This is a genomic window from Arthrobacter sp. NPDC056886, from assembly GCF_042788715.1.
GTDB lineage: Bacteria > Actinomycetota > Actinomycetes > Actinomycetales > Micrococcaceae > Arthrobacter.
This window is the reverse complement of sequence record NZ_JBHUBT010000009.1, coordinates 69999-96310: the sequence shown is the minus strand read 5'-3', so window position 1 is coordinate 96310 and position 26312 is coordinate 69999. Positions and strand designations below refer to the sequence as shown.

24 protein-coding genes and 1 riboswitch are annotated in these 26312 nt (G+C 68.8%); of the genes, 12 read left to right on the top strand and 12 right to left on the bottom strand.

Annotated features, from left to right (window positions below; all coding sequences use genetic code 11):
- Positions 1-2 precede the first annotated feature (2 nt).
- Genes ACFRJ8_RS16250 through ACFRJ8_RS16240 form a run of 3 tightly spaced genes read left to right on the top strand, consistent with a single transcriptional unit; the run spans position 3 to position 2980 of the window.
- Positions 3-401 (top strand): 6-pyruvoyl tetrahydropterin synthase family protein, encoded by a 399-nt coding sequence (locus tag ACFRJ8_RS16250; protein WP_377987182.1) that lies wholly within the window; start codon positions 3-5, stop codon positions 399-401.
- A 9-nt stretch (positions 402-410) separates the two neighbouring features.
- On the top strand, positions 411-1640 hold the full coding sequence (locus ACFRJ8_RS16245; protein WP_377987181.1) for a glycosyltransferase family 4 protein: 1230 nt from the start codon (positions 411-413) through the stop codon (positions 1638-1640).
- 35 nt (positions 1641-1675) lie between these two features.
- Entirely contained in the window at positions 1676-2980 is a 1305-nt protein-coding gene (locus tag ACFRJ8_RS16240) for a DNA glycosylase AlkZ-like family protein (RefSeq protein ID WP_377987180.1), read from the top strand.
- 10 nt (positions 2981-2990) lie between these two features.
- Here the strand turns inward: ACFRJ8_RS16240 and ACFRJ8_RS16235 are convergent, their stop codons facing one another.
- Positions 2991-3491 (bottom strand): nucleoside deaminase, encoded by a 501-nt coding sequence (locus tag ACFRJ8_RS16235; protein ID WP_377987179.1) that lies wholly within the window; start codon positions 3489-3491, stop codon positions 2991-2993.
- Between the two features lie 104 nt (positions 3492-3595).
- Here ACFRJ8_RS16235 and ACFRJ8_RS16230 point away from each other — a divergent pair, with 104 nt between their 5' ends.
- The 4 genes from ACFRJ8_RS16230 to ACFRJ8_RS16215 all read left to right on the top strand — a co-directional run bounded on the left by ACFRJ8_RS16230 (position 3596) and on the right by ACFRJ8_RS16215 (position 6304).
- Positions 3596-4450: a phosphatase PAP2 family protein gene (locus ACFRJ8_RS16230; protein WP_377987178.1), complete on the top strand. Its 855-nt coding sequence runs from the start codon at positions 3596-3598 to the stop codon at positions 4448-4450.
- Between the two features lie 12 nt (positions 4451-4462).
- Entirely contained in the window at positions 4463-5098 is a 636-nt protein-coding gene (gene upp / locus ACFRJ8_RS16225; protein ID WP_277526546.1) for a uracil phosphoribosyltransferase, read from the top strand.
- Between the two features lie 59 nt (positions 5099-5157).
- Positions 5158-5535: a glyoxalase superfamily protein gene (locus tag ACFRJ8_RS16220; protein WP_377987177.1), complete on the top strand. Its 378-nt coding sequence runs from the start codon at positions 5158-5160 to the stop codon at positions 5533-5535.
- An 88-nt stretch (positions 5536-5623) separates the two neighbouring features.
- Positions 5624-6304 carry an HAD-IA family hydrolase gene (locus tag ACFRJ8_RS16215; RefSeq protein WP_377987176.1) on the top strand — a complete coding sequence of 227 codons (681 nt, stop codon included), beginning with the start codon at positions 5624-5626 and terminating at the stop codon, positions 6302-6304.
- A 55-nt stretch (positions 6305-6359) separates the two neighbouring features.
- On the opposite strand, the gene ACFRJ8_RS16210 is transcribed toward ACFRJ8_RS16215, so the two are convergent.
- The 6 genes from ACFRJ8_RS16210 to ACFRJ8_RS16185 all read right to left on the bottom strand — a co-directional run bounded on the left by ACFRJ8_RS16210 (position 6360) and on the right by ACFRJ8_RS16185 (position 15682).
- Positions 6360-8429 (bottom strand): ArnT family glycosyltransferase, encoded by a 2070-nt coding sequence (locus tag ACFRJ8_RS16210; RefSeq protein ID WP_377987175.1) that lies wholly within the window; start codon positions 8427-8429, stop codon positions 6360-6362.
- A gap of 6 nt (positions 8430-8435) precedes the next feature.
- Positions 8436-10523 carry a glycosyltransferase family 39 protein gene (locus tag ACFRJ8_RS16205; protein WP_377987174.1) on the bottom strand — a complete coding sequence of 696 codons (2088 nt, stop codon included), beginning with the start codon at positions 10521-10523 and terminating at the stop codon, positions 8436-8438.
- A complete protein-coding gene (locus tag ACFRJ8_RS16200; RefSeq protein ID WP_377987173.1) occupies positions 10524-11984 on the bottom strand; it encodes a glycosyltransferase in 1461 nt (486 codons plus the stop codon).
- A gap of 163 nt (positions 11985-12147) precedes the next feature.
- The gene (locus ACFRJ8_RS16195; RefSeq protein ID WP_377987172.1) at positions 12148-12960 is read right to left on the bottom strand and encodes a hypothetical protein; all 813 of its coding nucleotides are present in this window, start codon (positions 12958-12960) and stop codon (positions 12148-12150) included.
- Between the two features lie 4 nt (positions 12961-12964).
- Positions 12965-13150: riboswitch (cyclic di-AMP (ydaO/yuaA leader) on the bottom strand.
- A gap of 144 nt (positions 13151-13294) precedes the next feature.
- Positions 13295-14920, bottom strand: a complete 1626-nt coding sequence (locus ACFRJ8_RS16190) for an ATP-binding protein (RefSeq protein WP_377987171.1) — start codon at positions 14918-14920, stop codon at positions 13295-13297.
- Positions 14921-14941: 21 nt separating this feature from the next.
- Entirely contained in the window at positions 14942-15682 is a 741-nt protein-coding gene (locus tag ACFRJ8_RS16185; protein WP_377987170.1) for a response regulator transcription factor, read from the bottom strand.
- A 241-nt stretch (positions 15683-15923) separates the two neighbouring features.
- Between ACFRJ8_RS16185 and ACFRJ8_RS16180 the strand changes: the two genes are divergently transcribed.
- The 5 genes from ACFRJ8_RS16180 to ACFRJ8_RS16160 all read left to right on the top strand — a co-directional run bounded on the left by ACFRJ8_RS16180 (position 15924) and on the right by ACFRJ8_RS16160 (position 20367).
- Positions 15924-16967 (top strand): hypothetical protein, encoded by a 1044-nt coding sequence (locus tag ACFRJ8_RS16180; protein WP_377987169.1) that lies wholly within the window; start codon positions 15924-15926, stop codon positions 16965-16967.
- Between the two features lie 541 nt (positions 16968-17508).
- On the top strand, positions 17509-18372 hold the full coding sequence (locus ACFRJ8_RS16175) for a winged helix-turn-helix domain-containing protein (protein ID WP_243181814.1): 864 nt from the start codon (positions 17509-17511) through the stop codon (positions 18370-18372).
- A gap of 478 nt (positions 18373-18850) precedes the next feature.
- Positions 18851-19054, top strand: a complete 204-nt coding sequence (locus ACFRJ8_RS16170; RefSeq protein ID WP_377987168.1) for a dodecin family protein — start codon at positions 18851-18853, stop codon at positions 19052-19054.
- Between the two features lie 54 nt (positions 19055-19108).
- Positions 19109-19636 carry a SixA phosphatase family protein gene (locus ACFRJ8_RS16165; RefSeq protein ID WP_377987167.1) on the top strand — a complete coding sequence of 176 codons (528 nt, stop codon included), beginning with the start codon at positions 19109-19111 and terminating at the stop codon, positions 19634-19636.
- A gap of 140 nt (positions 19637-19776) precedes the next feature.
- Complete coding sequence (locus tag ACFRJ8_RS16160) at positions 19777-20367, top strand: hypothetical protein (RefSeq protein WP_377987166.1); 591 nt, start codon at positions 19777-19779, stop codon at positions 20365-20367.
- A 69-nt stretch (positions 20368-20436) separates the two neighbouring features.
- On the opposite strand, the gene ACFRJ8_RS16155 is transcribed toward ACFRJ8_RS16160, so the two are convergent.
- The 5 genes from ACFRJ8_RS16155 to ACFRJ8_RS16135 form a co-directional block, all read right to left on the bottom strand.
- On the bottom strand, positions 20437-21075 hold the full coding sequence (locus ACFRJ8_RS16155; RefSeq protein WP_377987165.1) for a hypothetical protein: 639 nt from the start codon (positions 21073-21075) through the stop codon (positions 20437-20439).
- Between the two features lie 8 nt (positions 21076-21083).
- Positions 21084-21761 (bottom strand): TetR/AcrR family transcriptional regulator, encoded by a 678-nt coding sequence (locus ACFRJ8_RS16150; RefSeq protein ID WP_377987164.1) that lies wholly within the window; start codon positions 21759-21761, stop codon positions 21084-21086.
- Positions 21758-23830 carry a YhgE/Pip family protein gene (locus ACFRJ8_RS16145; protein WP_377987163.1) on the bottom strand — a complete coding sequence of 691 codons (2073 nt, stop codon included), beginning with the start codon at positions 23828-23830 and terminating at the stop codon, positions 21758-21760. Before ACFRJ8_RS16145 ends, ACFRJ8_RS16150 begins: the two co-directional genes overlap by 4 nt.
- On the bottom strand, positions 23827-24582 hold the full coding sequence (locus ACFRJ8_RS16140; RefSeq protein ID WP_377987162.1) for an ABC transporter ATP-binding protein: 756 nt from the start codon (positions 24580-24582) through the stop codon (positions 23827-23829). The genes ACFRJ8_RS16145 and ACFRJ8_RS16140 overlap by 4 nt, the downstream gene beginning before the upstream one ends.
- A 164-nt stretch (positions 24583-24746) precedes the next feature.
- Entirely contained in the window at positions 24747-26282 is a 1536-nt protein-coding gene (locus tag ACFRJ8_RS16135) for a dihydrolipoyl dehydrogenase family protein (RefSeq protein WP_377987161.1), read from the bottom strand.
- Between the last annotated feature and the right edge of the window lie 30 nt (positions 26283-26312).

The following is a 26312-nucleotide window of genomic DNA, read 5'->3' as shown; positions in this document are numbered from 1 at the left end:
CCGTGTTCAGTCTTACCGTCCGCCGTAACTTCATGATCGCCCACAGCCTGCCGCGCGAAGCCTTCGGCCCCGCCCAGGGCCTGCACGGGGCCACGTTCGTCACGGAGGTGACCTTCCGCCGTCGTGAGCTCAATGACGACGCGATCGTGCTGGACATCGGCGCGGCGGGGGACGTGCTGGACGAGGTCCTCGAGGGGCTGAACTACAAGAACCTCGACGAGCACCCCGACTTCGCCGGCAAGCTGAGCACCACCGAAGCCCTGGCCCAGTACATCGCCGACGCCGTCGCCGCGCAGATCCGCGTCGGCAACGACGGGCGCGAGCTCGCCGGGCTGGACGTCACCTTGCGCGAGACCCCCGATGCCTGGGCAAGCTTCTCGCTGGACTTCGACGCCTGCTAAGCACCGCAGATGCCTCCGGCCAGCCTTCGCCTCCGGTTCGTGGTGCCGGGCAACGTCCGGCACAACTCCGGCGGCAACGTCTACAACGCGGCGCTCGCACGGGAACTGGCGGCCCTCGGCGCCGCTGTGGAGATCTGCCCGCTCGACGGCGACTGGCCAGGCGGCAGCGCGGGGGACCGGCGGCGCCTGGCCAGGCTGCTGCAGCAGGCTCCCTCCGCAGACGGCTCGGCAGCCGGCGCCGCCATCGCGGGGTCCGTAACCTTGGTCGACAGCCTCCTCGCCTGCGGTGCGCCCGATGAACTGGAGGCTGCCGCCGCGGCAGGGCGTCAGGTCTGGATCCTGCTGCACATGCCCCTCCGGGATCGTGCGGAGCACGAACGCAGGGCCCTGCAGGCCGCGGCCGGTGTCATCTGCACTAGCGGCTCCGCCGCGGCGGGCATCCGCGCCCGGCACGGCCTGGACGGCATCAGGGTGGCCCTTCCCGGCACCGCACCCGCCCCGCTGGCAGCCGGAAGCCTGTCTACCGGCGTTCCGCACTTGGTCGCCGTGGCGGCGCTGCTGCCGAACAAGGACCAGTCGCTCCTGCTGGACGCGCTCGCCCGGCTCACGGATTTGCCCTGGACGGTGTCCCTGATCGGCTCGGACACCGCGGACCCTGTTTATGCCGCGCAGCTCCGGGACTCCGTGGAACAGCTGGGCCTGGCCGGGAGGGTCAGCATCCCGGGTGAACTCCGTGGGGCGGCGCTGGAGGCCGAATGGGATGCGGCCGATCTCAGCCTGCTGATTTCCCGGGCGGAAACCTACGGCCTGGTGGTCATCGAATCGCTGGCCCGCGGCATTCCCGTGGTGGTGCGCGAGGGCACCGGAGCCGTCGAGGCGCTCGCCGCCGGCAGCCTGCCCGCCACGCCGGTGCCGGGCAACCTGCCCCGCACGCCGGTGCCGGACCTGCCGGTGCCGGACCTGCTGCTGCCGGGCGCCGCCGTCGGGCTCGGAAAAGACCCCGCCCCGCTGGCGGAACTGCTCCGCCGCTGGCTGGGCGACGCCGGACTCAGGAAACGCTGGCGGGGCACGGCAGCGCACGCCCGGGGCCGGTTGCCCGGCTGGGACGCTACCGCCCGGACCGTTCTGGAGTTCCTATCGACGGCGGCCCCAGCAACCACCGCAACCCCGGAAACCCCCGCTACCCCCGAAACCGGCGAATCCGGGAAACCGGCGGCGCAGGTTGATACGGCTTCTTGATACCGCTGACAGAGAAGCTGTTGGAGAATGAGCCCATGAGCACCCACCCTGTCGCCACGCAATCGCCGTCGGTAGAAGAGCCCGTCAACCTGCCTGAGCCGCAGAGCCTGACCTCGGAGCGGCTCCGGGCGTGGGCCTGGCACCGGCAGGGCCTGGACGGCTCGCTGGCCGGCTGCACGGCGGAGCAGGTTCTGGCCCGGGCAGGCTGGGCCCGGTCCGTGGGCGGCGCCAACCCGTACCTCACGCTCTTCGCCCGGGCCGGCATCCGCCGCGAACAGGTGGACACCGACGTCCTCGCCCACCGGATCCTCGAACTGCCCGTCGCCCGCGGCTGCACCTACGTCCTGGGCAGGGAGGACTTCGCTTGGGCGCTCAAGCTGGGCAAGGACGCCGCCGAGGCCATCCGGGTGCTCGGCCGGCTGGGCGTGGAACGGGGCGAAATCACGCTCCTGGAGGAGCAGGTGCTGCACGTGCTGGCCGAGGCGGAGGGGCCGATGGATCCGCGGCAACTCAAGGAGGAACTGGGCGATTCGGTCCGGAACCTAGGCGAGGAAGGCAAGAAAAAGGGCGCCACCACCACGCTGCCCACCGCCCTGGGGATCCTGCAGTCGCAGGGCAAGATCCGCCGCGTCCCGGCCAACGGCCGCCTGGACCAGCAGCGCTACGCCTACGAGCCCTGGGGCCTGGCGCCCAGCGGCCTAGACGACGACGCCGCGCGCACCGAGCTGATCCGCCGCTACCTGGGCTGGACCGGGGGAGCCACCTTCAAGCAATCACAGTGGTTCACCGGGTTCACGGTGGCGCAAAGCAAGGCGGCCCTCGCCGCCGCCGGCGCCGTCGAGGTGCCCACGGCGCTGGCCCCGTCACAGGCCGAGACCGACCCGCTGTGGATGCTGCCCCCGGACGTCGGCCGCCTCGCCGCATTCGAGGAGCCGGCGGGTGAACAGATCCAGCTGCTCGCGGGAACGGACTCCCTGTTCCTGCTGCGCCGCAACGCGGCGGACCTGCTGGCGGAGGAAGACCAGCACAAACAGGCGCTGGGATCGCTCGCGCTGCAGGCGGATCTCCCGGACCACCCCATCCTTGACCGCGGCCGGATCATCGGGCTGTGGCAGTACGAACCGGCCCAGGAGAGGATCGTGCCCTGGCTGTTCCACGGCCCCACGCCCGCCGTAACGCAGCGGATCGCCGAGGTGGAAGCCTGGATCCGCGAGGACCTCGGTGATTTCCGCGCCTTCAGCCTGGACTCTCCGGCCTCCCGGCAGAAGCGGATCGATGCGCTCGCGGCATCTGCAGCAGCCTCCGCGGCAGGGTCATCGGCCGCCGGTACGGCCGGCTAGCAGGAACGGATCAGGCGCGGTGCCCGGCGAAGAAATCCCGCAGGAGTGCGGCGCACTCCCGCTCCCGGACGCCCGCAATGACTTCCACCCAATGGTTGAGCCGTCGCTCACGGAGGATGTCGAACACGGAACCCGCGGCGCCGGCCTTCTCATCCCAGGCACCGAACACCACCCGCGGAATCCTGGCGAGGACGATCGCTCCCGCGCACATCGAGCACGGTTCCAGCGTCACCACCAAGGTGCAGTCCTCCAGCCGCCAGCCGTCGTCGAGTTTGCCTTCCTGGGCACGGTGCGTCCGCAAGCGCGCGGCGGCCTGCCGGATGGCAACCATCTCGGCGTGGGCCGTCGGGTCCCCAAGGGCCTCACGCTCGTTTCGCCCGGCGCCCAGCACGGAACCGTCCGGTCCGATCACGACGGCGCCGATCGGCACATCCGCGGTGGCCAGTGCATTCCGGGCCTCGGCCAGGGCAAGGCTCATCCATTCGGCATGGCGCGGCTCAGGGGCAGTCATGGCTCAATGATAGTTTCGATCCTAAGCATGCTGTGCAGCTCCGCTGTGCAGCCATGCAGTCAATGAAGTTGTAGTTAATGAAGTCAAGTAGTCGGGAGACGGCCGTGACCACCGGAACAGAGACCTGGCTGGCGCGGCGCTGGGGCAAATGGGTGGTGCCCTACGCGGCCCTGTGGATCACCATGCTGATCGGCGGCGTGGTGGTGGTGATCCTGGCGCTGGTGAGTGCCGAGGTTTACGACAACGTGGTGGACGACGCCGGCCTCGCGAACCTGGACAAGCCGGCACTGGCGTTCATGGAACAGTTGCGCAGCCCCGGCCTGGACGCCTTTATCACCGGGTTCACCAACATCGGCGGCGGCATCGGGATGCCCATCCTGGGCAGCATCCTGACGGCGCTGCTGATCTACACCTCCCGGAGCTGGCGGCCGCTGATCCTGATCGGCGGCGCGGCCGCCGCGTCGGTGACTGCCACGACCCTGGGCAAGAAAATGATCGGCCGCGTCCGCCCCGACCATGCCGACGCCGTGCCGCCGTACGAGACCTCGCCGTCGTTCCCGAGCGGTCACACGCTGAACACCACGGTGGTGATCGCGCTCGTGGTGTACCTGGCCTGCCTGCAGATCAAACGGACCAGTGCCCGGATCGGCCTGATCGCCGCGGGTGTGATCTTCATCGTCGCGATGGGCCTCAGCAGGGTCTATCTGGGCCATCACTGGCTGACCGACGTGATCGTCGGGTGGGTCATCGGGCTCGCCTGGGTGGGGATTGTGATCATGGCGCACCGGTTCTTCCATGCGCTGCGGCGCCGGGAACACGCCGGGGAGGCGCCGACCTTCGAGCATCCCGCCCATCTCCATAACGGTGCCGCCGGCGCCGTTGCCGGCGGCCCCGCGCAGACCAACGCGGACGACGCCGATACCCCCGGCCCTGCGGGACGGCCCTCCGCCTCCGGGTGATAGTTTTGACCAATGCGCACTCTCGTTGTGGACCACCCGCTGGTCGCCCATAAGCTCACCGTTCTGCGGGACAAGAACACCCCGTCCCCGGTCTTCCGCCAGCTCACCGAGGAGCTTGTCACCCTCCTGGCCTACGAAGCCACGCGGGACGTCCGCACCGAACCGAAGACCATCGAGACGCCCGTCAGCACCACCATCGGCACTTACTTCACCAAGCCGACCCCTCTGGTGGTCCCGATTCTGCGGGCCGGCCTGGGCATGCTCGAGGGCATGACCAAGCTGGTACCCACCGCCGAGGTCGGCTTCTTGGGCATGGCCCGCGACGAAGAGACCCTGGACATCATCACGTACGCCGAGCGCCTCCCGGAGGACCTCACGGACCGGCAGATCTTCGTCCTCGATCCCATGCTGGCCACCGGCGGAACCCTGCGTGAGGCCATCAAGTTCCTCTTTAAGCGCGGCGCCTCCGACATCACGTGCATCTGCCTCCTCGCTGCCCCGGAGGGCCTGGCCAAGCTGGAGGAAGAGCTCTCCGACTCCAACGTGACAATCGTCCTGGCCTCGATCGACGAGAAGCTCAACGAGAAGTCGTACATCGTGCCCGGCCTGGGCGACGCCGGAGACCGCCTGTACGGCATCGCCGGCTAGGACCAGTTCCGCCCGGGAGTCCCTTCCGCATTGCCGCGGTCCGCGCTAGCGTGTGCGGAATGGATTGGAAACTTGAACTCGTGTTTGTGCCGGTGTCCGATGTGGACCGGGCCAAGGATTTCTATGTCAACAAAGTGGGCTTCAACGCCGACTACGACGAGCGGCCCATGGACGGCATCCGGTTCGTCCAGCTGACTCCGCCCGGCTCCGGCTGCTCGATTGCCATCGGCGAAGGCCTCAACGACGCCCCGCCCGGTACGGCTCCATCCCTGCAGCTGGTGGTCAGCGACATCCAGGCCGCGCACAAGCAGCTCAAGGACAACGGCGTGGACGTCAGCGACGTTGACGTCCAGGACTGGGGGCACTTCGTCTATTTCGCGGACCCCGACGGCAACAAATGGGCCGTGCAGTACATCCCCCACCGGCCCAACGGCTGATCCCATCCGACGGTCCGAGGCGGCTTCGCCCCGGACCGACGGGAGGTCCGGCCAGCGGTTGGACCGGGCCATGCGGCAGGATGGAGACATGAGCCTTCCAGCCCGTTCCAGTACTGCCACCCTGACCGCCCGCGCCGTCCTGTTCGACATGGACGGCACGCTGGTGGATTCCACCAGCATCGTGGAGCAGGTCTGGACCACGTTTGCCGGGCGCTACGGCCTCGATATCGGCGAGATCCTGCGCTCCTCCCATGGGGTCCAGGCCATGGACACGGTCCGCAGGTTTGCCCCGGCCGGTTCCGACGTCCACGCCCTCGCGGCCGAGCTGGGCCGGATGGAGCTGGCCGAGACCCGCGGCATTGTCCCGGTGCCGGGCGCACTGGAGCTGCTGGCCAGCCTGCCGCCGGATGCCGTGGCGCTGGTGACGAGCGCTTCAAGGGACCTGGCCGAGGTCCGGATGGCAGCTGCGGGGATCCGCGTCCCGGCCGTCTCGGTCATGTCCGAGGACGTCAGCCAAGGCAAACCCCATCCCGAGGGATACCTCCGGGCGGCGTCCCTGCTGGGTGTGGCCCCGGCCGATGCGGTGATCTTCGAGGACGCCCCGGCGGGCATCGCTGCGGGCATTGCCGCCGGCATCCGGACCGTGGCGGTAGGGCCCAACGCCGGCGAACTGCCGGACGATGTCCTTCACATTTCCGACTACGCCGAGGTCACCGTGACCACGCACGTCACCGGCGCCGGAGTGCGCACCCTGTTGTTCACCTTCTAGGCCCGGCCAGGGCCTGGCCCCTTCCGAGGTCCCGGCCCCCTAACCCGCCGCCCGCCTAACCGGCCAGTAGATACACGCTGGTCCCGCCCACGGTCTGCGCGGTGAAATGGCCCTGCACCCACGCGGCGATCTGCGCGGCGTCGTCGGATCCGCTCTCGCCCTGCATCATGCGCCCGGCGATGAAGTAGTGGATCTTGCCGTCGGCCACGTACTGCTGGAACTGTGCCAGGGTGGGCGCAGGGTCGGTGCCGTTGAACCCGCCCACGGCCATCACGGGCAGCTGCGTTGCCAGCTGGTAGCCGGCGGCATTGTTGGACCCGACGACGGCGGCGGCCCAGGTGTAGGCGCCCGCGTCCGTCCGCAGCGCGGTCACCAGGGCCGCCGACGGCGTGCTCGCCCCCAGCAGCCCGCCCATTCCGCCGGCCCCGCCCGCTCCCGGGCCGCGGCCAGTGCCGGTGCCGTTGACCGCCGTTGCACCGCCGAGGCCACCGCCGGTTGCGCCGCCGAGGGACGGCGGCAGCCCGGCCCCGCCCCGGCCGGACACGGCCGGCCCGGCACTGACAATCGAGCCGCTGTGCGCCGTGGACGCAGTGGAGAGTGAGTACGCCAGCGGTCCGGCGAGGGCCGCGACGACGGCGAGCGTCGCCGTCGTCCGCGCCATGATCCCGGGCACCTTCGTCCCAGGTCCCTTGACCCATTTGATCCCCGGGGCAGCGGCGGCCAGCACCAGGGCCGCGGCGGCGAGGGAACCGAGGAGCGCCACCCAGCGCAACCACGGCAAGTACCCCGCGGTGCGGCCGAGGAGTACGGCGGCCATGGCGCCTGCCGCCACGATCGCGACGGCGAGGACGGCGGCCGCCACGGGCTGGTACCGCCGCTGCCAGAGCAGGACGCCGCCGAGTCCGGCGAGCCCGGCGATCCCGGGAGCCAGCGCCACCATGTAATACGGGTGGATGATCCCGGCCATGAAACTGAACGTCAGGCCGGTGACAGCTACCCAGGAGCCCCAGATGACCACCGAGGCCCGCACTGCGTCGGTGCGCGGCGCGCGGCGACCCAGCCAGAGCAGCCCTGCTCCGAGCAGCAGCACCGAGGGCAGCAGCCAGGCGATCTGGCCGCCGAACTCGCTGTTGAAGAGCCGGAACAGTCCGGGCGTGCCCCAGCCGTTGCTGCCGCCCACGCTCCCGGTTTCATCGCCGTTCAGCCGGCCCAGGCCGTTGTAGCCGAGGGTTAGCTCCAGGATGGAGTTGTTTTGCGAGCCGCCGATGTATGGGCGGTTGGCCGCGGGAATCAGTTCGACGGCGGCCAGCCACCACCCGGCCGCGACGGCCATCGCCGCGCCTGCGCCGAGCAGGTGAAGGATCCGCCGGCCTGCCGTGGGCGGCGCCGCGAGCAGGTAGGCCACGGCGAAACCGGGGACCACCAGCAGGACCTGCAGCTGTTTGGTGAGGAACCCGAAGCCCAGGAGCACCCCGGCGAACAGCAGCCAGCGCAGGCGCGCATCCTCGATGGAACGCAACACGGCGTAGGCGGCCGCGGTCATCAACAACACCAGCAGGGCGTCGGGGTTGTTGAACCGGAACATCAGCACGGCCACCGGGGTCAGCGCCATGACCGCACCGGCCAGGAGCCCCGCGCGGTGGGCCAGGCGGGCGTCGGCCGTAGCGGGGGCCGCGGCCCGGCGGACGGCAAAATAGAGGAGCCAGACCGTGCCGACCCCCATGAGCGCCTGCGGCACGAGGACGCTCCAGGAGCTCAGCCCGAAGATCCGCACTGACAGCCCCATCACCCACAGTGACGCCGGCGGCTTGTCCACGGTGATGGCGTTGGCGGCGTCGGACGAGCCAAAGAACCAGGCCGCCCAGTCCTGCGATCCGGCCTGGGCCGCCGCCGAGTAGAAGGCGTTCGCCCAGCCGGAGGCGCCGAGGTTCCACAGGTACAGCACGGCCGTGGCCAGCAGCAGGGCCGCGAGTTCCAGCTTCGGCCGTAGCAGCCGGGCGGCCGGGACGGCGCGGGTGCCGCCGGCAGCAGGGGACTCCCGAGGCCGGCGACGTTCCGGGACGTGCGGCTGCGGCGGGCATGGCGTGCTGGCCGGCGCCGAAGTTGGGCTCAGGGTGTCAGTCATGGCGGCCTATGCTCCCAGCTTGTAGACGGTGGTGTTGCCCACGGTCTGGGCCTGGTAGTTGGCCGCGACCCAGGTGGCGACCTCGGAGTTGCCGCCGCGGCCCCCGCCCATGCCGCCCATGCCGCCGGAGATGAAGTAGCCGATCTCGCCGCGGTCCACCATCGCCTGGAACTGCGCGAGCGTCGGGTAGGGGTCGCCGCCGTTCCAGCCGCCGAGTGCGATCACGCTGGTGCCGGTGGCGAGTTCCAGACTCGCGGCCTGGGTGGCGCCGGAGACAATCGCGGACCACTTGGCGTCGGAGGACTTCAGCAGCGCTGTCAGCTCCGCCGAGGTCGTTTCCCCGCCGGGGCCGCCACCGGCCGCGCCGCCATCAGCACCGTCACTGCCGGCCCGGCCTGCTGCCCCGAAGCCGCCGCCCATCGCCGACGCGGTGGGACCGGACGTGGGGATCGAACCGGAATGCGGCTGGGCCACAGTCGCCAGCGTCCAGGCGGTGCTCCCGAGCCCGCCTGCGAGCAGCGCGAGGATCACAACCCCCGCCGTGGCGGCCTTGCGGAACCGCGCCGGCAGGGCAGCCAGGCTGTCTGCCCGCAGGAGCAAGGCCGTGGCCGCGAGCACGCCCAGGACCACTACGATCACCCGGAGCCCGGGAAGCCAGGCCGGATCGCGGCCCAGAAGCACGGCGGACCACACCGAGGTGGCCAGTACTGTCACGGCCAGGACAACCCGCGCCGGCCAGTAGGCCCGGCCCCGCCACAGTTCCAGGGAGCCGATGCCCGCCAAGGCAGCGATCGCGGGGGCCAGCGCCACGGCATAGTACGGATGCACGGTGCCGCTCATGAAGCTGAAAATCCCGGCCGTGATCACCAGCCAACCGCCCCACAGCAGGAGCGCCGCACGGGTTTTTGAAGTCCGGACCTCGCGCTGGGTGAACCACAGCCCGGCCGCCAGCAGGATCAGGGCCGCCGGCAGCAGCCAGGACACCTCGCCGCCGAAACTGGTCCCGAACATCCGGGTGATCCCGGCCGTGCCGCCGAAACCTACGTTTCCGTTGCCGCCCGGGCCGCCGGCGTTCCCGCCAAAGTTCCCGCCCAGGTTGCCTCCGGCGGGCATGCCCCCGCCGGACCCGGTGATCCGGCCCAGGCCGTTGTAGCCGAACGTGAGTTCCAGGAAGCTGTTGGTCTCCGAGCCCGCCATGTAAGGGCGGACCGAGGTGGGGGTCAGTTGGAAGAGCACAAGGTAGCTTCCAGCCACCACGGCAATCCCGGCGGCCGCGGCCAGCAGGTGCAGGAGCCGGCGGCCCAGCGTGGTGGGCGCCGCCCACAGGTAGGCCAGCGCCAACCCGGGAACGATCAGGAAGCCCTGCAGCATCTTGGACAGGAAGGCCAGGCCGATCACGGCGCCCGCCGCGGCGAGCCACTTCCACCCGGCCTTCTCGATGGCGCGCGTGGTGAGGTAGGCGGCCAGCACCAGGCACAGGGTAAGCATCGCGTCCGGGTTGTTGAACCGGAACATCAGGGCGGCCACCGGTGTTAGCGCCAAGGCGCCGCCGGCAAGCAGGCCCGCAGCCGGTCCTGTCACCCGCTTGACGGTCAAGTAGAGAAGCCCGACGGCGGCCACTCCCATGAGTGCCTGGGGAATGAGCATGCTCAGTGCCGAGAAGCCGAAGATCCGTCCGGCGAGGGCAGGAATCCAGAGGGCGGCCGGCGGCTTGTCCACCGTGATGGCATTGCCGGCGTCGAGGGAACCGAACAGCAGCGCGGTCCAGTCCTTGGTCCCGGCCTGGATCGCCGCGGCGTAGAAGGAGTTGGCGTAGCCGGTGGCTTCCAGGTTCCACAGGTACAACGCCGCGGTGACAATCAGCAGCAGCGCCGCCGAGGGCCGCACCCAGCGGGCCTGCGGCCCGAACAGCAGGCGGTTCCGGCGGCTCTGGGTTGTTGCAGGAGGGTGGGTTGCGGACAAGTGGGCTGCGGGCGGGCGGGGCGCCGTCCCGGCGTCCCCTGCTACCGTGCCGGGCGTTTCCTGTGCTGCCGGCGGGCTGCCGGCCGGAGAGCCGGACTGGGCTCCGGTGGTGGGGCTGATGGTTGCCGTCATTTACTTGGCCTTTTCTGTGCGGGGGAGGGAAGCATCGGGGGCGCCGGGCGCCGGAACAGCATTCGTGGCGCCGGGCACGGGAACGGTGCGGCTGGGCCTGTGGCGGAAGACCACCAGCCGGAAGAGCAGGAATTTCACGGCTGTGGCGGCCAGGTTGGCGACGGTGACTGTGAGCAGTTCAAGCCAGCGGTCGGGTGCCGCTCCCGACGCGGCGTGCACCAGGGCCAGGGCGCCCGAAGTCAGGGCCAGCCCGATCCCGAAGACCAGCAGTCCCTCGAAATGGTGGCGTGCCGCCTGGCTGCTGCCCTGGATTCCGAACGTGAAGCGACGGTTGGCCGCAGTGTTGGCCACGGCGGTGGTGAGCAACGCGAGGAAATTTGCCAGCTGCGGGTCCATGATCCCGCGGCAGAGCAGGAAAATCGCCAGATAGGCCAGGGTGGAGGCGACGCCGATGCTGCCGAAGCGTACGAGCTGCCCGAAGAGGCTTCCGCCGGAGCTTTGTTCCTGGGTCCTTGAGGCGGCTGGCAGCGGTCCGCGGGCCAGGGCGGCGCGCAGTTCGGGCACCGGGACCCGGCCCGAAACCAGGTCCCGGCTCAACCGGGCCATTCCGCGCAAATCGGCGAGGGCAGTCTGGACGATGTCCACGCTGGAATCGGGGTCGTCGGTCCAGTCCACCGGGACTTCGTGGACGCGCAGGCCGCACTTTTCTGCCAAGACCAGCAGCTCGGTGTCGAAGAACCAGGCGTTGTCCAGCGTGTGGGGGAGCAGCTGCCGTGCCACGTCCGCCCGGATCGCCTTGAAACCGCACTGCGCATCGCTGAAGTGGGCGCCCATAAGGGACTGCAGCAGCAAGTTGTAGCTGCGCGAGATGAATTCGCGCTTGGGTCCGCGGACCACGCGCGAGTTGCGGGTTAGCCGCGTCCCGATAGCTAGGTCGGAGTGCCCCGAAATGAGCGGCGCGAGGAGCGGCCCGAGGGCGGCCAGATCAGTGGACAGATCCACGTCCATGTACGCCAGGACCGGCGACGGCGAGGCAAGCCACACTTTGCGAAGCGCGTTTCCGCGGCCTTTTTCGGCCATATGGACCACCTTCACTTCGCGCAGCTCGCGGGCTACGCGTTCCGCCGCCTTGAGCGTTCCGTCGGTGCTGGCGTTGTCCGCCACAGTGATTCGGAAGGAGTGCGGGAAGGCGCCGAGAAGGTACGCATGGAGCCGGCGCAGGCAGGCTTCGAGATCCCGTTCTTCGTTGAAGACCGGAATGGTGATGTCCAGCACGGGTGTGCTGGTACGCGTGTCAATGGCTGAGCGCCGGCCGCCGGGTCCGGCAAGTGGCCCGGCCGACGGGGCCGGGACGGGCGCGTCGGTCAGGGCGAGCCCCGACCGTGCAGCCGGTGCCGCCGGGCCGGCCGGCGTCGCCGTGGAGCGGGGCAGGGTTCCTGTGGCCTGGTCTGTGGATGTCATGGCTCAACTTTCCCGGCGGCCCATATGTGGGCTTTATGGTCAGGCTGTGCGGGTGCTGTGGAAGTCCGGCCAGTGCGGCAGGTCCGGCCGGGGAGACGCAAAAAGGGAGGCCCCGGATCCATGTGGATCCGGGGCCTCCCTTGGTGGGCCGGCTAGTGCCGGTTTAGTACCAGTTGTGCGCGTAGTGGAAGTTCAGTGCGCCGCAGGGGGAGCCGTAGCGTTCCTTGACGTAGTTCAGGCCCCAGTTGATCTGGGTCCGGTAGTTGGTCCTGTAATCGGCGCCTGCGCTCGCCATCTTCGAGGCGGGCAGGGACTGGACCACGCCGTAGGCGCCGCTGCTGGCGTTGGTGGCAGTCGTCTTCCAGTCCGATTCCTTGGTCCAGAGCTTATGCAGGCACTGCATCTGGTTAGGTGCCCAGCCATAGCGGCCCAGCTGGGCCGCGGCGTAGGCCTGGGCGCCGGCGGGATCGTCGATGGCGACCGGGGCCTTGGCGGGAGCGGGGGCCTTGGCGGGTACGGCTGCGCGAACCGGGGCCTTGGCGGGTGCGGGAGCCTTGGCGGGAGCGGCCGCATGAGCCGGGGTCTTGGCGGGAGCCGCTGCAGCCGGGGCGGTTGCTTTGGCGGGCTTAGCCGCCGGGGCCTTGGCTGCCACGCTGTGGTCCGCTTGAATAGTGGGCGCAACGATCTCGACCCGTTCGAAGTTGAGCTTGGCCAGCGGGTCGGCGCTAGTGGCCGTTTGGCTGCCAACCTTCGTCGTGTGGGCGCCCGGTTCTGCCGCCTGGGCGGCAGCGCCGCCCCCCACCAGCATGGCGCAGGCGGCGGTGATGACGGCGGCGCGGCGGCCGGTGATGCCGAGCCCGGTGGCCAGCCTGGACAGGGCGGATGCCTGCGTGGCCGGTTCGGCGCGGTGGCGCGACTTGGTGGAGCTGGAAGGGGAATCGCCGTCAGGGCGCGGCTGTACCTGGAATTCAGTCATGATGATGGCCTCTCAACGCCGGCGAAGTTAGCTGTCGGGTTCGGATGAGGTCATCCGGCCGCACGGAACATCACGTGTCGGCTTCACCCCGAGGGCGCATGAAATGCAGAATGCCCGGGAACTCTGGGTCCCCCGCCTCTGCCTGCTCTAGCGGAATCCGGGAAGCGGCAGAGTTTGGCGTCCATCCGGATATGCGGCACCAATGGCAGCGCACTCCTAAGACGCTACAGGACCCAAACGCTTAAGTCACATTTTGGTAACAGGAGTCACAGCGGCGGGGTGTCGGCTTGCGCCGGATACCCGGGGGATACCGACGTGCGGTTCGTGTGGCTGGCTACGCCGACGGCGGCGCCGCGGGCAGCCGCACGGCGAACTCCGTGCGGCCCGGCCGGGAGGTGACTTCGACGGTCCCTCCGTGGGCGTCCACGATGGACTGGACAATGGACAGACCCAACCCGCTCGTGCCCTCGGAGGTCGGCGCTGCAGTGGCCGTGCCCGAACCCCGGCTGCTGGCGGCCGGGCTGCCGGAAGCAGCACGGGAATCCGCGCCGGAAACCGAGCGTGCGGCGGCCCCGGACCGGGCCCCCGCCGTTACGACGGTTGAGTTAGCTGCGGCGTTGGCTGCGGGATTAGTGCGCGCCGCGTCGGCCCGGGCGAAGCGGGCGAAGACCTTGCCGACGAATTCCGGAGCGATGCCGTTGCCGTTGTCCGTCACGGTGACCACGGCGCTGCCGTCCGCCGAACGCATGACGCCTGTGACCACCTTGGTCCCGGGAGCCGTGTGTTTGCGTGCATTGGACAGGAGGTTGGCGAGGACCTGGTGCAGCTGGGTCGCGTCACCGCGCACCACCACGGGCTCCTCCGGAAGTTCCAACTGCCAGATGCGGTCCGGTGCCATGACTTTCTCGTCGCTCACCGTCTCGATGGCCAGCTGCGTGAGATCGACGTCGGAGATCTTGAGCGGCTGCCCCTCGTCCAGGCGCGCCAGCAGCAACAGGTCCTCCACCAACGTGGTCATCCGCTCGGACTGGCTTTGCACTCGGGCGAGGGATCTCGCGCCGTCGGGGGTGAAATGCTCGGTCATCCGCATCAGCTCCGTGTAGCCGCGGATGGCTGTAAGCGGGGTGCGCAGTTCGTGGGACGCGTCGGCGACGAACTGCCGCACTTTCATCTCGCTCTCCTGCCGGGCCTCGAGGGCACTGGAGACGTTGTCCAGCATCTTGTTCAGCGCATAGCCCACGCTGCCCACTTCTGTTCCGCGATGGGCCGCCGACGCCGGGACGCGTACCCCCAGCGCCACCTCGCCGGCGTCCAGCGGGAGGCGGGAGACCTGGGTGGCCACCTCGGAGAGCTGTTCCAGCGGCTTCATGGTCCGCCGGATCAGGGCCGTGCCAGCGAGCCCGATCAGCACGAGTCCGCCGGCGGAGACCACCACCATGGTCCAGATCAGCGAGGTCAGCGTGCTGTCCTTTTCTGCCAGCGGAAGTCCGGTGACAATCACGTCGCCATAGGGTGCCCGTACGGCGGTGAGCCGGTACGCGCCGGCCGAGAGGGTCCGGTCCACGGGCACACCGTTCGGGGTGAGCGCCAGGAGGACCGCGTTGTCGTCGGGGGAGAGGCTTTTGCGAGTGGCGTCCCCGGCCAGGAAGCCGGCTCTGCTGACCTCACCGTCCTCTATGCGGGCGTTCAGCGTTCCGACGCCCTGCCCCCGGGCTTCGAGGGGGTCGGGGCGGCCGGACGGGTTGCCGGACGCGGGACGGCCGAAGTCGCTTGAGCGGCGGGAAGCATTGCTGAGCTGGTCATCGAGCTGCCGCGTGAGGAACAGGTCCATCGAGGCATAGCTGAACAGCCCGATAGCGCCGCAGATGGCCACCAGCAGCGCCATGGCGACGAGGACCAGCCGGGTGCGCAAATGCCACGTGGACGGGTTGCGCCAGTCGCGTCCGGGGACGCGGGTCATGCCGGAAAGCGTGGGCACGGATCAGTCCGCCGGCTTCAGGACGTAGCCGGCGCCGCGGACCGTGTGGATCATGGGCGCGTGGTTGACGTCGACCTTCTTGCGGAGGTAGGAAATGTACAGTTCCACGATGTTGGCCTGCCCGCCGAAGTCATAGTCCCAGACACGGTCCAGGATCTGGGCCTTGCTGATGACTCGTTTGGGGTTTTCCATGAGGTAGCGCAGCAGCTCGAACTGTGTGGCGGTCAGATGCAGCTCCTCACCGGCCCTGGTGACTTCGCGGGTGTCGACATTGAGCACAAGGTCTCCCACTACGAGTTCGGCGGTGTCCATCGCGGCCACGCCTGAGCGCTGGACCAGCCGGTGCAGGCGCAGCAGCACCTCTTCCATGCTGAACGGCTTGGTGACGTAGTCATCGCCGCCGGCCGCGAGGCCGGTAATGCGGTCCTGGACGGCATCCTTGGCCGTGAGGAACAGCGCCGGCACCTCCGGTGCGAACGCGCGGATCCTGCTGAGCAGCTCGACGCCGTCGAACCCGGGCAACATCACGTCCAGCACCAGCACGTCGGGGCGGAAGTCCTTGGCAAGCCTGACGGCTCCGGGCCCGTCTTCCGCCACGGCCACGGACCAGCCGGCCATCCGCAGGCCCATGCTCATGAGTTCGGAGAGGCTGGGCTCGTCGTCTACCACCAGCGCACGGATGGGGGAGCCGTTCGGATGCGTGAGCTGGGGAAGGTTGTTAGTCATGGAGTGCGAAGTGGCCATGGGACAACTCTCCGATCTGCCGGTTAGGCGGGGCTTTGGGGACCCTGTGCGGCACCTGTGAATCCCAGCCTAGCGAGCTGGATGCCCTTACGGGTCCATGGAGGGTGCAACGGCTTCCCTCAATCCGGTTTTCCCGTCCTGCCCGAAGGTCACAGGCCCGCCTTTCGGCCCGCACAGCCGAGCCACAGGATCGCTCAGCACTCTGGGGTGGACATCGATCCGCACCCTAAGGAGACACACCATGAGCGGTCAGCATCCCGGAGCCGGTTCCGGACCAGCCCCCAAGCCCACCCCCGAATCAGCCCCCAACGCAACAGCGGCAGCAACGGTGCCTACGCCCGTGACCACCCCCCAGACGGCTGTGCAGTACAACGCAGGGCAGTACAACGCCGGACACAATGAGGCCGGGCAATACAGCGCAGGACACCCTGAAGCAGGGCAGTACAACGCCGGAACCTCAGAAGCAGGACACCCTGACGCCGGCAGCAATGACGCCGGACAGTTCGGCGCCGGGCAGCCGGCAGCCGGGGCTGCCTCCGGCTGGGGCGCGCCCCCAGTTTCGACAGTGCCGGCACCGGCAACCGCTTGGGGCATGCCCCGACAGGAGTCGCAAGCGACGGCGGCCGCCTCCGGCTGGGGCGCGCCAGGAGGCGCCGCCAGGACGGGCTCGGCTGCAAGGCCTTGGACCCTCACCCGGGGGCTCGCCGTCGCCGGGGCCGCAGCTGTCCTGGCAGTCGGCGCCGGGGTGGGGGTCTACGCCCTTACCTCAAGTTCAGCGGCAGCCAATGGTGCCGCCGGCACGGCCGCCGGTGGGGCGGCGGGCGGCGGGGTGGGCGGCCAGGGTGTTGCCCCGGGCGTGCCCGGTTCTGCACAGGGCGGATTCGCGGGAGGCGGCATGTCGGGCCAGGGGGGTCCCGGCGACTTTGCTGCCGGTGGAATGGGCGGCGGGCTTTCCGCGGCAGTCCACGCCGAATACGTCGTGCTGCAAGGATCCGAGTACACCACCATGGCCGAGCAGTTGGGCACCGTGAGCGAGATCAGTTCGTCTTCCGTCACGGTCAAGAGCAGTGACGGGTTTACGCGGAGCTATGCGTTGAGCGCCGATGTGGTGGTGAGTAATCTGCAACAGAGGCGCCAGCAGGCCGGCGGTACGGGCACCCAGCTGAGCGTCGCGGACATCGTCGCGGGCGGCACAGTGCGAATCGTGGCGGCCAAGGACGGGTCCGGCTACACGGCGTCGTCGGTCATGGTTGTGGCGGCGACCGCCACCGGCCAGTCCAACTGACGCCACCGCAGCCGCTATTGCCGCCAGCCAGGCCGCAATGGCGGCTGCCCACTCCGTGGACGGCCCCGAAGGCAACGGCGGACGGGCCCGGTTTCGCCTGCTTGCCGTGCTGTGAATGATTTCAATCGAATGGCAGGCGGGCCCGAATAATATTCGGCATAATCCATTTTCCGACCTTCCGGTCAGCAAAACACTTGTTATTTTTTTGCAGACTTAGAATTGTGACTTGCGCTACAATTTCACGATCTGTCTCACTATGTGGAACCTGAGATCCTTTGTTACTTGCACGTTCGCATTGTTACGTTGCACACTTCAATTGTGAACAAGAACTCAACAGCACCTGCAGCCGCAGCTTCCTGGATCAGCACACCCGCTGGTACCGAGATGCGCTGTTGTCGAATGCACGCCTAACTTTTACACCCCTGAGAGTTTCTAGGCATTCGCCCCTAGCCCAGAGTCGGGCGCCCCTCCCCAATTTCATTGCGGGGAAAGAAGCATTCGAGCCGCGATGACGGCCATTTCACATTGAGGTAAGCATTCCATGTCAGTTGCATCCGGATACGTCCACATCTCCGTCCGTAACGCCAGCAAGGCCGGCCAGGCCTCCGGTATCCGCCAGGGCTTTGGCGGCCGCTCCGCGTTCGCACCCGCCGGCTCCGCCGGCAGCTTCCCCGCCCCCGGATATGCAGCGCAGGGCTACAACCCTGACTCCTACGGCCAGCTCCGCGCCGTTCCGCCCGCCCCCGCCACGGCGCCCACCCCTGTGATTGCCCCCGGTGCCGGCAGTCCCGTCCGCCCGGCCCCCAGCGACAACGTGGCCCGCGGCTTCGTGCTGTACATGGGGATCGACGAGGAAACCGCAGCTGCGGCCGGCACGTCCATCGCCAAGCTTGCCCAGGAAATCCGAGCCTACGCACAGTCGCTCGTTGCCGGCGCCGAAAGCTACGCCGCCGTCGCCGTCGCGCCGGCCAGCGCCCCGGGTTCCGCGCTCGACGTCGTCCGCTCGACTTTCGGTGACCCCACCGCAGGGGCCCGCCAACGCACCGAGACCGCACGCCTGCAGCAGCCGCAGGATCCGCGGCCTTCCGGAGTGCTGATCGACCTCGCCCGCCGTGAGGTGCACCTCGACGGCGAATCCCTGAACCTGACATTCAAGGAGTTTGAGCTCCTGAACTACCTCGTGGAGAACGGCACCCGCACCGTGGGTCGCGACGAGCTCCTCGAAGGCCTGTGGCGGAACGCCGAGGAGGTCCCGAACGAGCGGACCATCGACGTCCACATCCGCCGCCTGCGTTCCAAGCTCGGCCGCCTCGCCAACACCGTGCGCACCGTGCGCGGCCAGGGCTACCGGTTCTACGAGCACCCCGAAGTAGTGGTCTGGGCCGCTCCGGAATACTCGATCTAGCTCTTAGCCCACGCAAAGCGTCCGTCCCTCTCATGGGGACGGGCGCTTTCGCTGTCTCCGGAAGCTTCAGCGGCTTTCCGCCGTGCCTTAGACACCTCCTTCGTTCCTCAGTGGGCGATGCGGCACTACGCGGAAAACCGCTTTCGCTTCCAGCCGGGCAGTCACGCTCGCCGCTTTCGCATTGGGCGCTTTGGGTGGGTTTGCTGACGGGCATGTGCCTCCGCGGCTGGTTTATCTTGTAGGTGCCTCCGTAACTTGTGGCGGCGAGGCCGGATCTTGGGGCCGCGGCGTGGCGGGCACCGCGGGGGGCCCACTGCCGCGAGAGCCCCGACTCGAGCTTGCGAGAGTTGGGAGCGGCTGGGGACGGGCACGGCCCCAAATCCGGCGAGCCGCCGTTGTGGGGTCGCTGTCGGACTCTTTTGCGTTTCTTGGGTCCGGCGTAGTCTCGGACCGTTGAGCCGACAATTGGGAGGAAGACATGTCTGTTGCACGGATTACTACCCTGAGCGCGAACTCCAAGACCTCGTTTGATGCCGCCATCAAGGAGGGCGTCGACCGGGCGAACAAGTCCCTGCGAAATGTCACGGGGGCGTGGGTGAAGGAGCAAAAGGTTGAAATCAGCGACGGCGCCGTGGTTGCCTGGCACGTCGTGCTGGAAGTGACCTTTGTCCTTGAGGACTGAGCGGCCGCTGGTGGCGTGGGCGTCTGGGAAGAGCCGCCGCACTAGGATTGGGGCATGAGCGCGCATCACATCAAACGGCTGGTGATCATGCGGCACGCCAAGTCCGACTGGCCCGGCGGGGTTGCCGACCACGAAAGGCCGCTCGAAGAGCGCGGCCACAAAGATGCGCCTGTCGCTGGAAAGTGGCTGCTAAAGCACGGCGTGGTCCCTGATTTCATCCTCTGCTCCAGCGCGCTCCGGACCCGCCAGACCTGCACCTGGGTGTGCCACGCCCTGGGGGACAAGGCGCCGACGCCCAAGCTTGAGGATGGCCTGTACGCCTCGTCCGCATTGCGCATGTTGACGGTGATCAACCACGTCCCGGACACCGTGACCACGCTCATGGTGATTTCGCACATGCCCGGGGTGCAGGACCTCGCCATGCATCTCGCGTCGCGCGATTCCGACCACGACGCCTATATGGATGCTGCCACGCGCTTTCCGACCAGCGCCCTGACCGTCCTAGAGACGGAAAAGTCCTGGTCCGAGCTGGACGGGCAGGACGCCAAACTGACCCACTTCAAAGTTCCCCGCGCCAAGTAGCCGCAGGTCCGCCCGGACATGGGTTGCTGAGACCATAGCTACCGGCCCAGTTCTGCGGTTTACTGTTGCTGTTTGCTGATGTGGTTTTTCCAGTGGTTTTCGGGGCAGGTTTAGTCACCTAAGAGAAAAGGCGGATCACCGTGGATTCAGGGCAGCTCATAGGAATTATCGTCGGCATCGTCGTAGTGCTCGCGATCGTGGCAGTCGCAGTCATGGTCAGCCGCAAGCGCAAGGTGGCTGCGGACCGGAACCGCGCAACTGAGATGCGTGAACAGGCCAAGGCCGATGAATTCGCTGCGCGGGAACGTGATGCCAAAGCGGTGCGTGCCGAGGCCGACGCGCAGGAGGCCGACCTCGAAGCCGAGCGCTTGCGGGAGGAAGCCCGCAGCCGCAAAGAAGAGGCAGAAAACGTCCGCTCCGGCGCGCAGGAGCAACTGCGCAAAGCCGACGAAGTGGATCCTGACGTGGTGACCTCCGAACGCGAAGGCGAAGCCAAGGAAATGCCGACCCGCGCAGATTTGCGCTCCGAGAGGGCCGCCGGGCAGCCAGGGACCGGCACGCCCGCCTCCGGCGACCAAGTGTCCGGCGACCAGCGCAGCCGGGACGGCGCGACGCGGGCCGACACCGCACAGGGCCCGGATACAGCACAGCGGCCGGATACGGCACAGGGCCCGGATACTGCACAGGGCCCGGACACGACCCCTCGGGAAGACAGGCCTCGAAACCTCTGACCCGAAACCCCTGAGCGCGAATCTCTGAGCGCGAACCCCTGAGTGACACGAGTGGGCGGGGCGCCGGCCTTAGCGCCGTGCGGTGGTCCGGGCCGGAGACTTGGCAGCGGGCGCCTTTACCGGCGGCTTGGCCGGTGCCTTGGCTGGTGACTTTGCCGCGGGCCTGGCCACCGTCCGCGGAGCCGCCGGCCGCGCCGCGGTTCCCCTCGGCGTCGGACGCGGCGCGGACGGGCGCGGACCCGCGGACCTGTTCCCCGTGCCACGTGCGGAAGGCGCCGGACGGCGCTGCGGGGTCCGGCCCGGGGCACGACGGCCACTGCTCCTGCCGGGCAGGACCGTGCCGGCGAACAGCAACAGCAACGTGACGGCCCCGGCTACCGCGGCCAGATAGAAGTACAAATCCGGATGCTCGGAATCGACGCGCGTGGACAGGGCGTCGGGATCGGGGTTGAAGGCCAGTCCCCACTGGCGCAGGAATGCGATCCCGAACGCGATGAAGAGGATACTGCCGACACCGCTCGCGGCCAGGGTCTTGTGCCGGCGCCTGACCACCACCTCCGCAACGCAGGCCACATAGGCTGTGGCGGCGGCCCCGACAAACCACACCAGCACCCACTCGTGCAGGGTGATTCCGGTCAGGACCAGAAGTGCCAGGGCAGCGAGGAACGCTCCGATGGCGACTTTCCCGCTGGTGCCCATGTGACGCATGTGAACAATCATGCCTGAGCGGGCGGCTGCTTCACGACGTAGCCGCGCATGGAGGCCATAATTGCGGCAACACTTTGCTCCCTGGTCCGCTCCGGGTTGTACGTCTGGCGGTCCAGGCCCACCACGAAGCAAGCCCCAAAAATTGCCGTTTCGAGGCTGCCCCGGGATACGGCGGGGTCCACGGGATAGGCGGTGGCGACACCGTCGATGGCGGAGCCGATCACGGCCAGCAGGCGCGCGCGGAGCTCGGCAAACGTGTCCTGCCATTCACTGGGCGTCCGCCAGTTTTCGCTGACCCAAAGCCGGGCAAAGGACGGGTACTCGGCCATGAAGTCCATGGCCTGGCCGATCATCTCCTCCATGGCCGCCAGAGGATCGGCAGAGTCGTCCCGGACGCTCAGGAGCCGTGCCATAAGGATGTCCACACCGTGGCGCAGCAGCTGGGCAATCAGGTCCGACTTGCTCCCGAAGTTGTAATACACCGTGCCCTTGGACACCCCGGCCGCCGTGGCGATCTCGTCTACCGTCACGCCGGCCGCGCCGCGCTCCCCGATCAGTTCCATGGACGCATCGAACAGTTTCTGCTTCGTGGCGTTGGTGCGGGCGGGCCGGAGCTTTTTCTCCGCGTCCCCGGGACCGGCCGGGCTGGGCTCTGCCGGGCTGCCGCCGCGTTGGCTGGTGGTCATACGGCGATCTCCGGTTTCAGTGTCTTGAGGGTCCAGTACTTGTTCTTCCGGACGGCAACGGTTGACATTGCCAGTCCCAGCAAAGTGTAGCCAACCAGTCCCAGCATGGTGGGCAGGATGATAGCGAGATCGGCGCCGTAGATCAGGTGCCGCATGCCGCTGACCACGTAGCCCATCGGCAGGATCTGGTGCACCACGTGCAGCGGCTCCGGTGTGGTCTGCCACGGGAACGTGCCGCCGGAGGACACCAGTTGCAGCACCAGCAGGATGAGCACCACGAGTTTGCCAGGCGAGCCCAGCAGCGCCACCACACCCTGGATGATTGCACTGAACGCCATCGCGGCCGCCAGCATGAGGAACCACATGAGCACCGGGTGGGCCGGGTCCAGTCCGAGCCCCACGTCCACCACCAGGGTCAGCAGGCTCGCCTGGACGGCGGACACCGCCAGGAACGGAAGCCAGCCGCCGGCGGCAATTTTCCAGGCCGGTGCGTTGGAGGCCAGCGCGCGCTGGGTGACCGGGCGCATGGCCTGCACCAACATGAAGATGCCGATCCACAGGGCCAGCGTCAGGAAGAACGGCGCCAGCCCGGCGCCGTATGAACCGGCCTTGGCCTGCGAGACATTGCTAACGGCGACCGGGTCCGCCATGACCCTGGAGAGGCTGTCCTTCTGGGCGTCGTCGGGGTTGGGGACCTTGCCGGCGCCCTGGGCAAGTTCTGTGGCGAGCGTTCCGGCGCCGTCGGAGGCCGTCGCTGCGCCACTCTCCAGCTGTGCCGCGCCGTCGTCGAGTTTCTGGGCACCCTGCACGAGTTTGCCGGCGCCGTCGACGGCGTTCTGCTGGCCGGCAGCGAGGGCCGCCGAGCCTGCGGCTAGCTGGTCCGCCCCGGCCGAGGCCTTGGCGACGGCGCCGCTGAGGGCGGGCGCGGCGCCGGCCAGTTGGGAGGCGCCGGCGCTGACGGCGGCGGAACCGTCGGCCAGCTTCTGGACCTGCGCGGCGGCGGCCTGCAGTTTGGCGGCGGAGGCAGAAGCCTCAGCAGAGCCCGCAGGCGGCGCAGTGGTGGCGTCGACGTCGGCCACCACCTTGTCGGCCTGCTCCTGGCTGAGGACGCCGGCGGCGACCAGGCGGGTTGTGGACGCTACGACCCTGGCCCGTTGGGCCTGCTGCGCGGCTTGTTGTGCAGCCGCGACTTGTCCGGGAATGGCCTGCACTGTGTTGTTAAATGCGGCGTTGAGCGCGGCGTTGCCCGCGGCCACCTGGGCCGCGCCGTCCGCCAGCTGTTGTGCGTCGGCGGGCAGCGCTGCGGTCTTGTCCTTGAGCAGGGTGAGGCCGCTGCTGAGCTGACCGGCCCCGGTGCTGAGCGAGGTGGCGCCGTCCCGGAGCTTGACCTCGCCGTTGTAAAGCTCGGTGGCGCCGGATTTGAGCTCGCCGGTGCCCTGGTGCAGGGCCACGGTGCCGTCGTGGAGCCGGGCCACGCCGTCGGCCAGTTGGCCTGCTCCATCGGAGGCCTTGAGCATCTGCGTATGGATGGTGCCGAATCCGGTGAGGAGCTGGTTGGCGGTCTCCTCGCCCACCTCCTTGGCGACCGTCGTGTGCACCGCGGTGGTCAGTTTGTCCACGATGGTGCTCAGGAGATAGTTGTTGGCGTCGTTGGTGGTGACATTGAGCATGGCCTGGTTGGCGGCGTCGAAGCTTCCGGGGGAGACCAGGTTCGCGGAAAAGTCCTGCGGGATTTTCAGGGCGAAGGCGTAGGTGCCGTTGCTGACGCCCTGGTCCGCTTCCTCCGTGCTGGCGACCGTCTTCCAGTTGAAGACGTGGCCGTCCACCAGGCTCTCGGCCACCTTCCGGCCGGCCTCCAGCCGCGTGCCGTCGGCGGACGCGGCACCCGAGTCCTGGACCACCAGGGCCGCATCGATCTGGTTCAGCTTGCCGTACGGATCCCAGTTGGCGTAGAGGTACACGGCGCCGTAAAGCAGCGGAACGAGCGCCAGGGCCAGGATGGTCAGCTTGGGCAGCAGCCCGCCGGTCATGCGTTTGAGCTCGGAGCGGGCCAGCCGCAGCACAGTCACTTTGAGTCCTCGGTTTCGGGGGAGGGGGATTCGGGCAAGAAAGTTTGGGGAGGCCCGGCTAAGTGAGCCGGGGCTCTGTCGGCATTGGCGCCGGCAGCATCGGGTTCGGCCGGTGCGGGTTCGGCCGGTGCGACGGCGTTGCCGATCGAGGCGGCGGGTCCGGTCCAGCCGTCCGGAATGCGGGTGACGGTGGCGACGACGGCGAGCGGCCGCCCGGCGTCGCGCGCCAGATCCTGCAATCGCGGCAGCCAGTCGGCAGCATCGCCGCTGTGCCGGTCGGGGGAGTCCACCACGAGGAGATCGGTGTCCGGATTGGCGAGGGCGAGCTCCGTGAGGAGCCCGGTCCGCCGGCCCGCTGGCAGCTGCTCGGTCCAAAGTCCGGCGATGTCTTCGAAATTGTTGAGCCTCAGCCAGGGCGTGCTGCGCGCGGCGCCGCGGTGGCGGCGCGGCACCAGGGCCAGATCCTCGGTGACGAGGTCGCGGACGCTCAGGTGCTGTTCGGGCTCGTTGACGCCCGGGGAATCGACCACGCTGCTTGCCTGCCGGAGCACCTTGATCCGGGCGTTTCCGTCCCAGCTCACCGTCCCGGCGGAGGGCTTCATGCGTCCGCTGAGGGCCAGGGCGAGAGCGGTGCGCTGGTCCTGGCGGACACCTTCGACGAGCAGGAGGTCCCCGCGTGCGGCCTCCAGCGAGGTGGGCGGCAGCAGGTCATCCCGCCGGCCGGTCACGGAGAGCTGTTGTACGCAGAGCAAGGTGGGCCTTTCGCAGAAACGATGTCCACTCAAGGCTAACTAAACTGACCAGTCAGTTCAAATAGGATGCGTGCGATGTGATGAACCAGACGTGCCGGCAGCGATGCAGCAGAGGCCGGGGCTGCTCGGTGCCGCGGCCGCGATGCCGGTGCGTCTCCGGCAGTTCAGAGGCCGTACTCCTCCAGCAGGCGGAGCCAGACTTCGCTGATTGTCGGATAGGAGGGCACCGCGTGCCACAGCCGGTCCAGTGGAACCTCCCCCACCACGGCAATGGTGGCCGCGTGCAGGAGTTCAGCCACATCCGGCCCGGCGAACGTGGCGCCCAGCAGCACCTGGCGGTCCTCGTCGATCACCAGCTGCGCCCATCCTTCGTAGTGTTCGGCGTGCAGGGCGGAGCCGGCTACCTGGATGGGAAGCTCCACGGCGGAGGCCCGGAAGCCGTCTTTCTCCGCCTGCGCCATGGTCCGGCCGACATTCGCCAGTTCCGGGTCGGTGAACACCACATTCGGCACCGCGTGCTCATACGCCGTCTGGGCAAAGCGGCTCCACGGGGCCGGCTCGCCGGTGAGTTCGCCCTTGGCCCGGGCGGCAATGGCATCTCCGGTGGCCCGGGCACCGTACTTGCCCTGGTGGGTCAGCATGGCCCGCCCGGCGGCGTCGCCAACAGCGTAGAGCCACGGATTGCCGGAAACCTCGTTGTCGCTCGCGCGGTGGACTAGTCCGGTGGAATCGGTGGTCAGCCGCAGGGTCTGGCCCTCGGGCGCCGCGAGCCCGACGCTGTCCAGGCCGAGCCCGTCGAGGGCGGGGTGCCGGCCTGTGGTGACCAGCAGCTTGTCCGCCGTGACCGTAGCTCCGCGGGCCGGGCCCTCGTCTGGGCCTGCGGCAGGGCCGGCGCCGGGACCATCCTGGGGGTCCGCTTGGGGGTCGCCGTCGAGCACGACTGTGAAGGAGCCGTCGTCGTTCCCGCGCACGCTCCGGGTTCCGGTATGCAGGCGGAGGTCGACGCCGTCGGCGCGCAACCCGGCCGCGACCAGGTCGGCGGCCTGCTCCGGGAAAGCGCCCAAGAGGCTGCCGCGGGCCACAAGGGTGACGGACGCGCCGAGGCGGGCGTAAGCCTGGGCGAGTTCGACGCCGGCCACCCCGCCGCCCAGGACCGCAAGCCGCGCCGGGACCGTGCGGGCGGACGTGGCCTCCCTGGTGGTCCAGTACTCAACGTCGTGAAGCCCCTCCACCGGCGGCTGATTGGGGGTGGATCCCGTGGCGACCACCACGGCCTGTCGGGCCGTCAGTGCGTAGCTGTTGCCGTCCAGCCCTGCCACTTCGACTTGCCGCGGGGCGGTGATCCAACCGTGGCCGCGGATCAGCTCGATCCCGGTGTCCTCCACCCACTTGACCTGGCTGTCGTCCTGCCAGTTCGAGGTGAAGTAGTCCCGTCGCTTCAGGACGGCTTCCGGATCCAAGGTGCGGGTGACAGCTTCCTGGGCGCCCGGGACTGTCTGTGCGCCGTGCAGTGCGGTGCCTGGACGCAGGAGCGCTTTCGAAGGCATGCAGGCCCAGTAAGAGCACTCGCCGCCTACCAGTTCCGCCTCGATGAGCACCGCTGTCAGGCCGCCCTGGACCACGCGATCCGCCACGTTCTCGCCCACGGCGCCCGCACCGATCACAATGACATCGAATTCCCGCAGAAGCTGTGCTGTCATGGCACCAGCCTACGCCGGGCCCATTGCCGG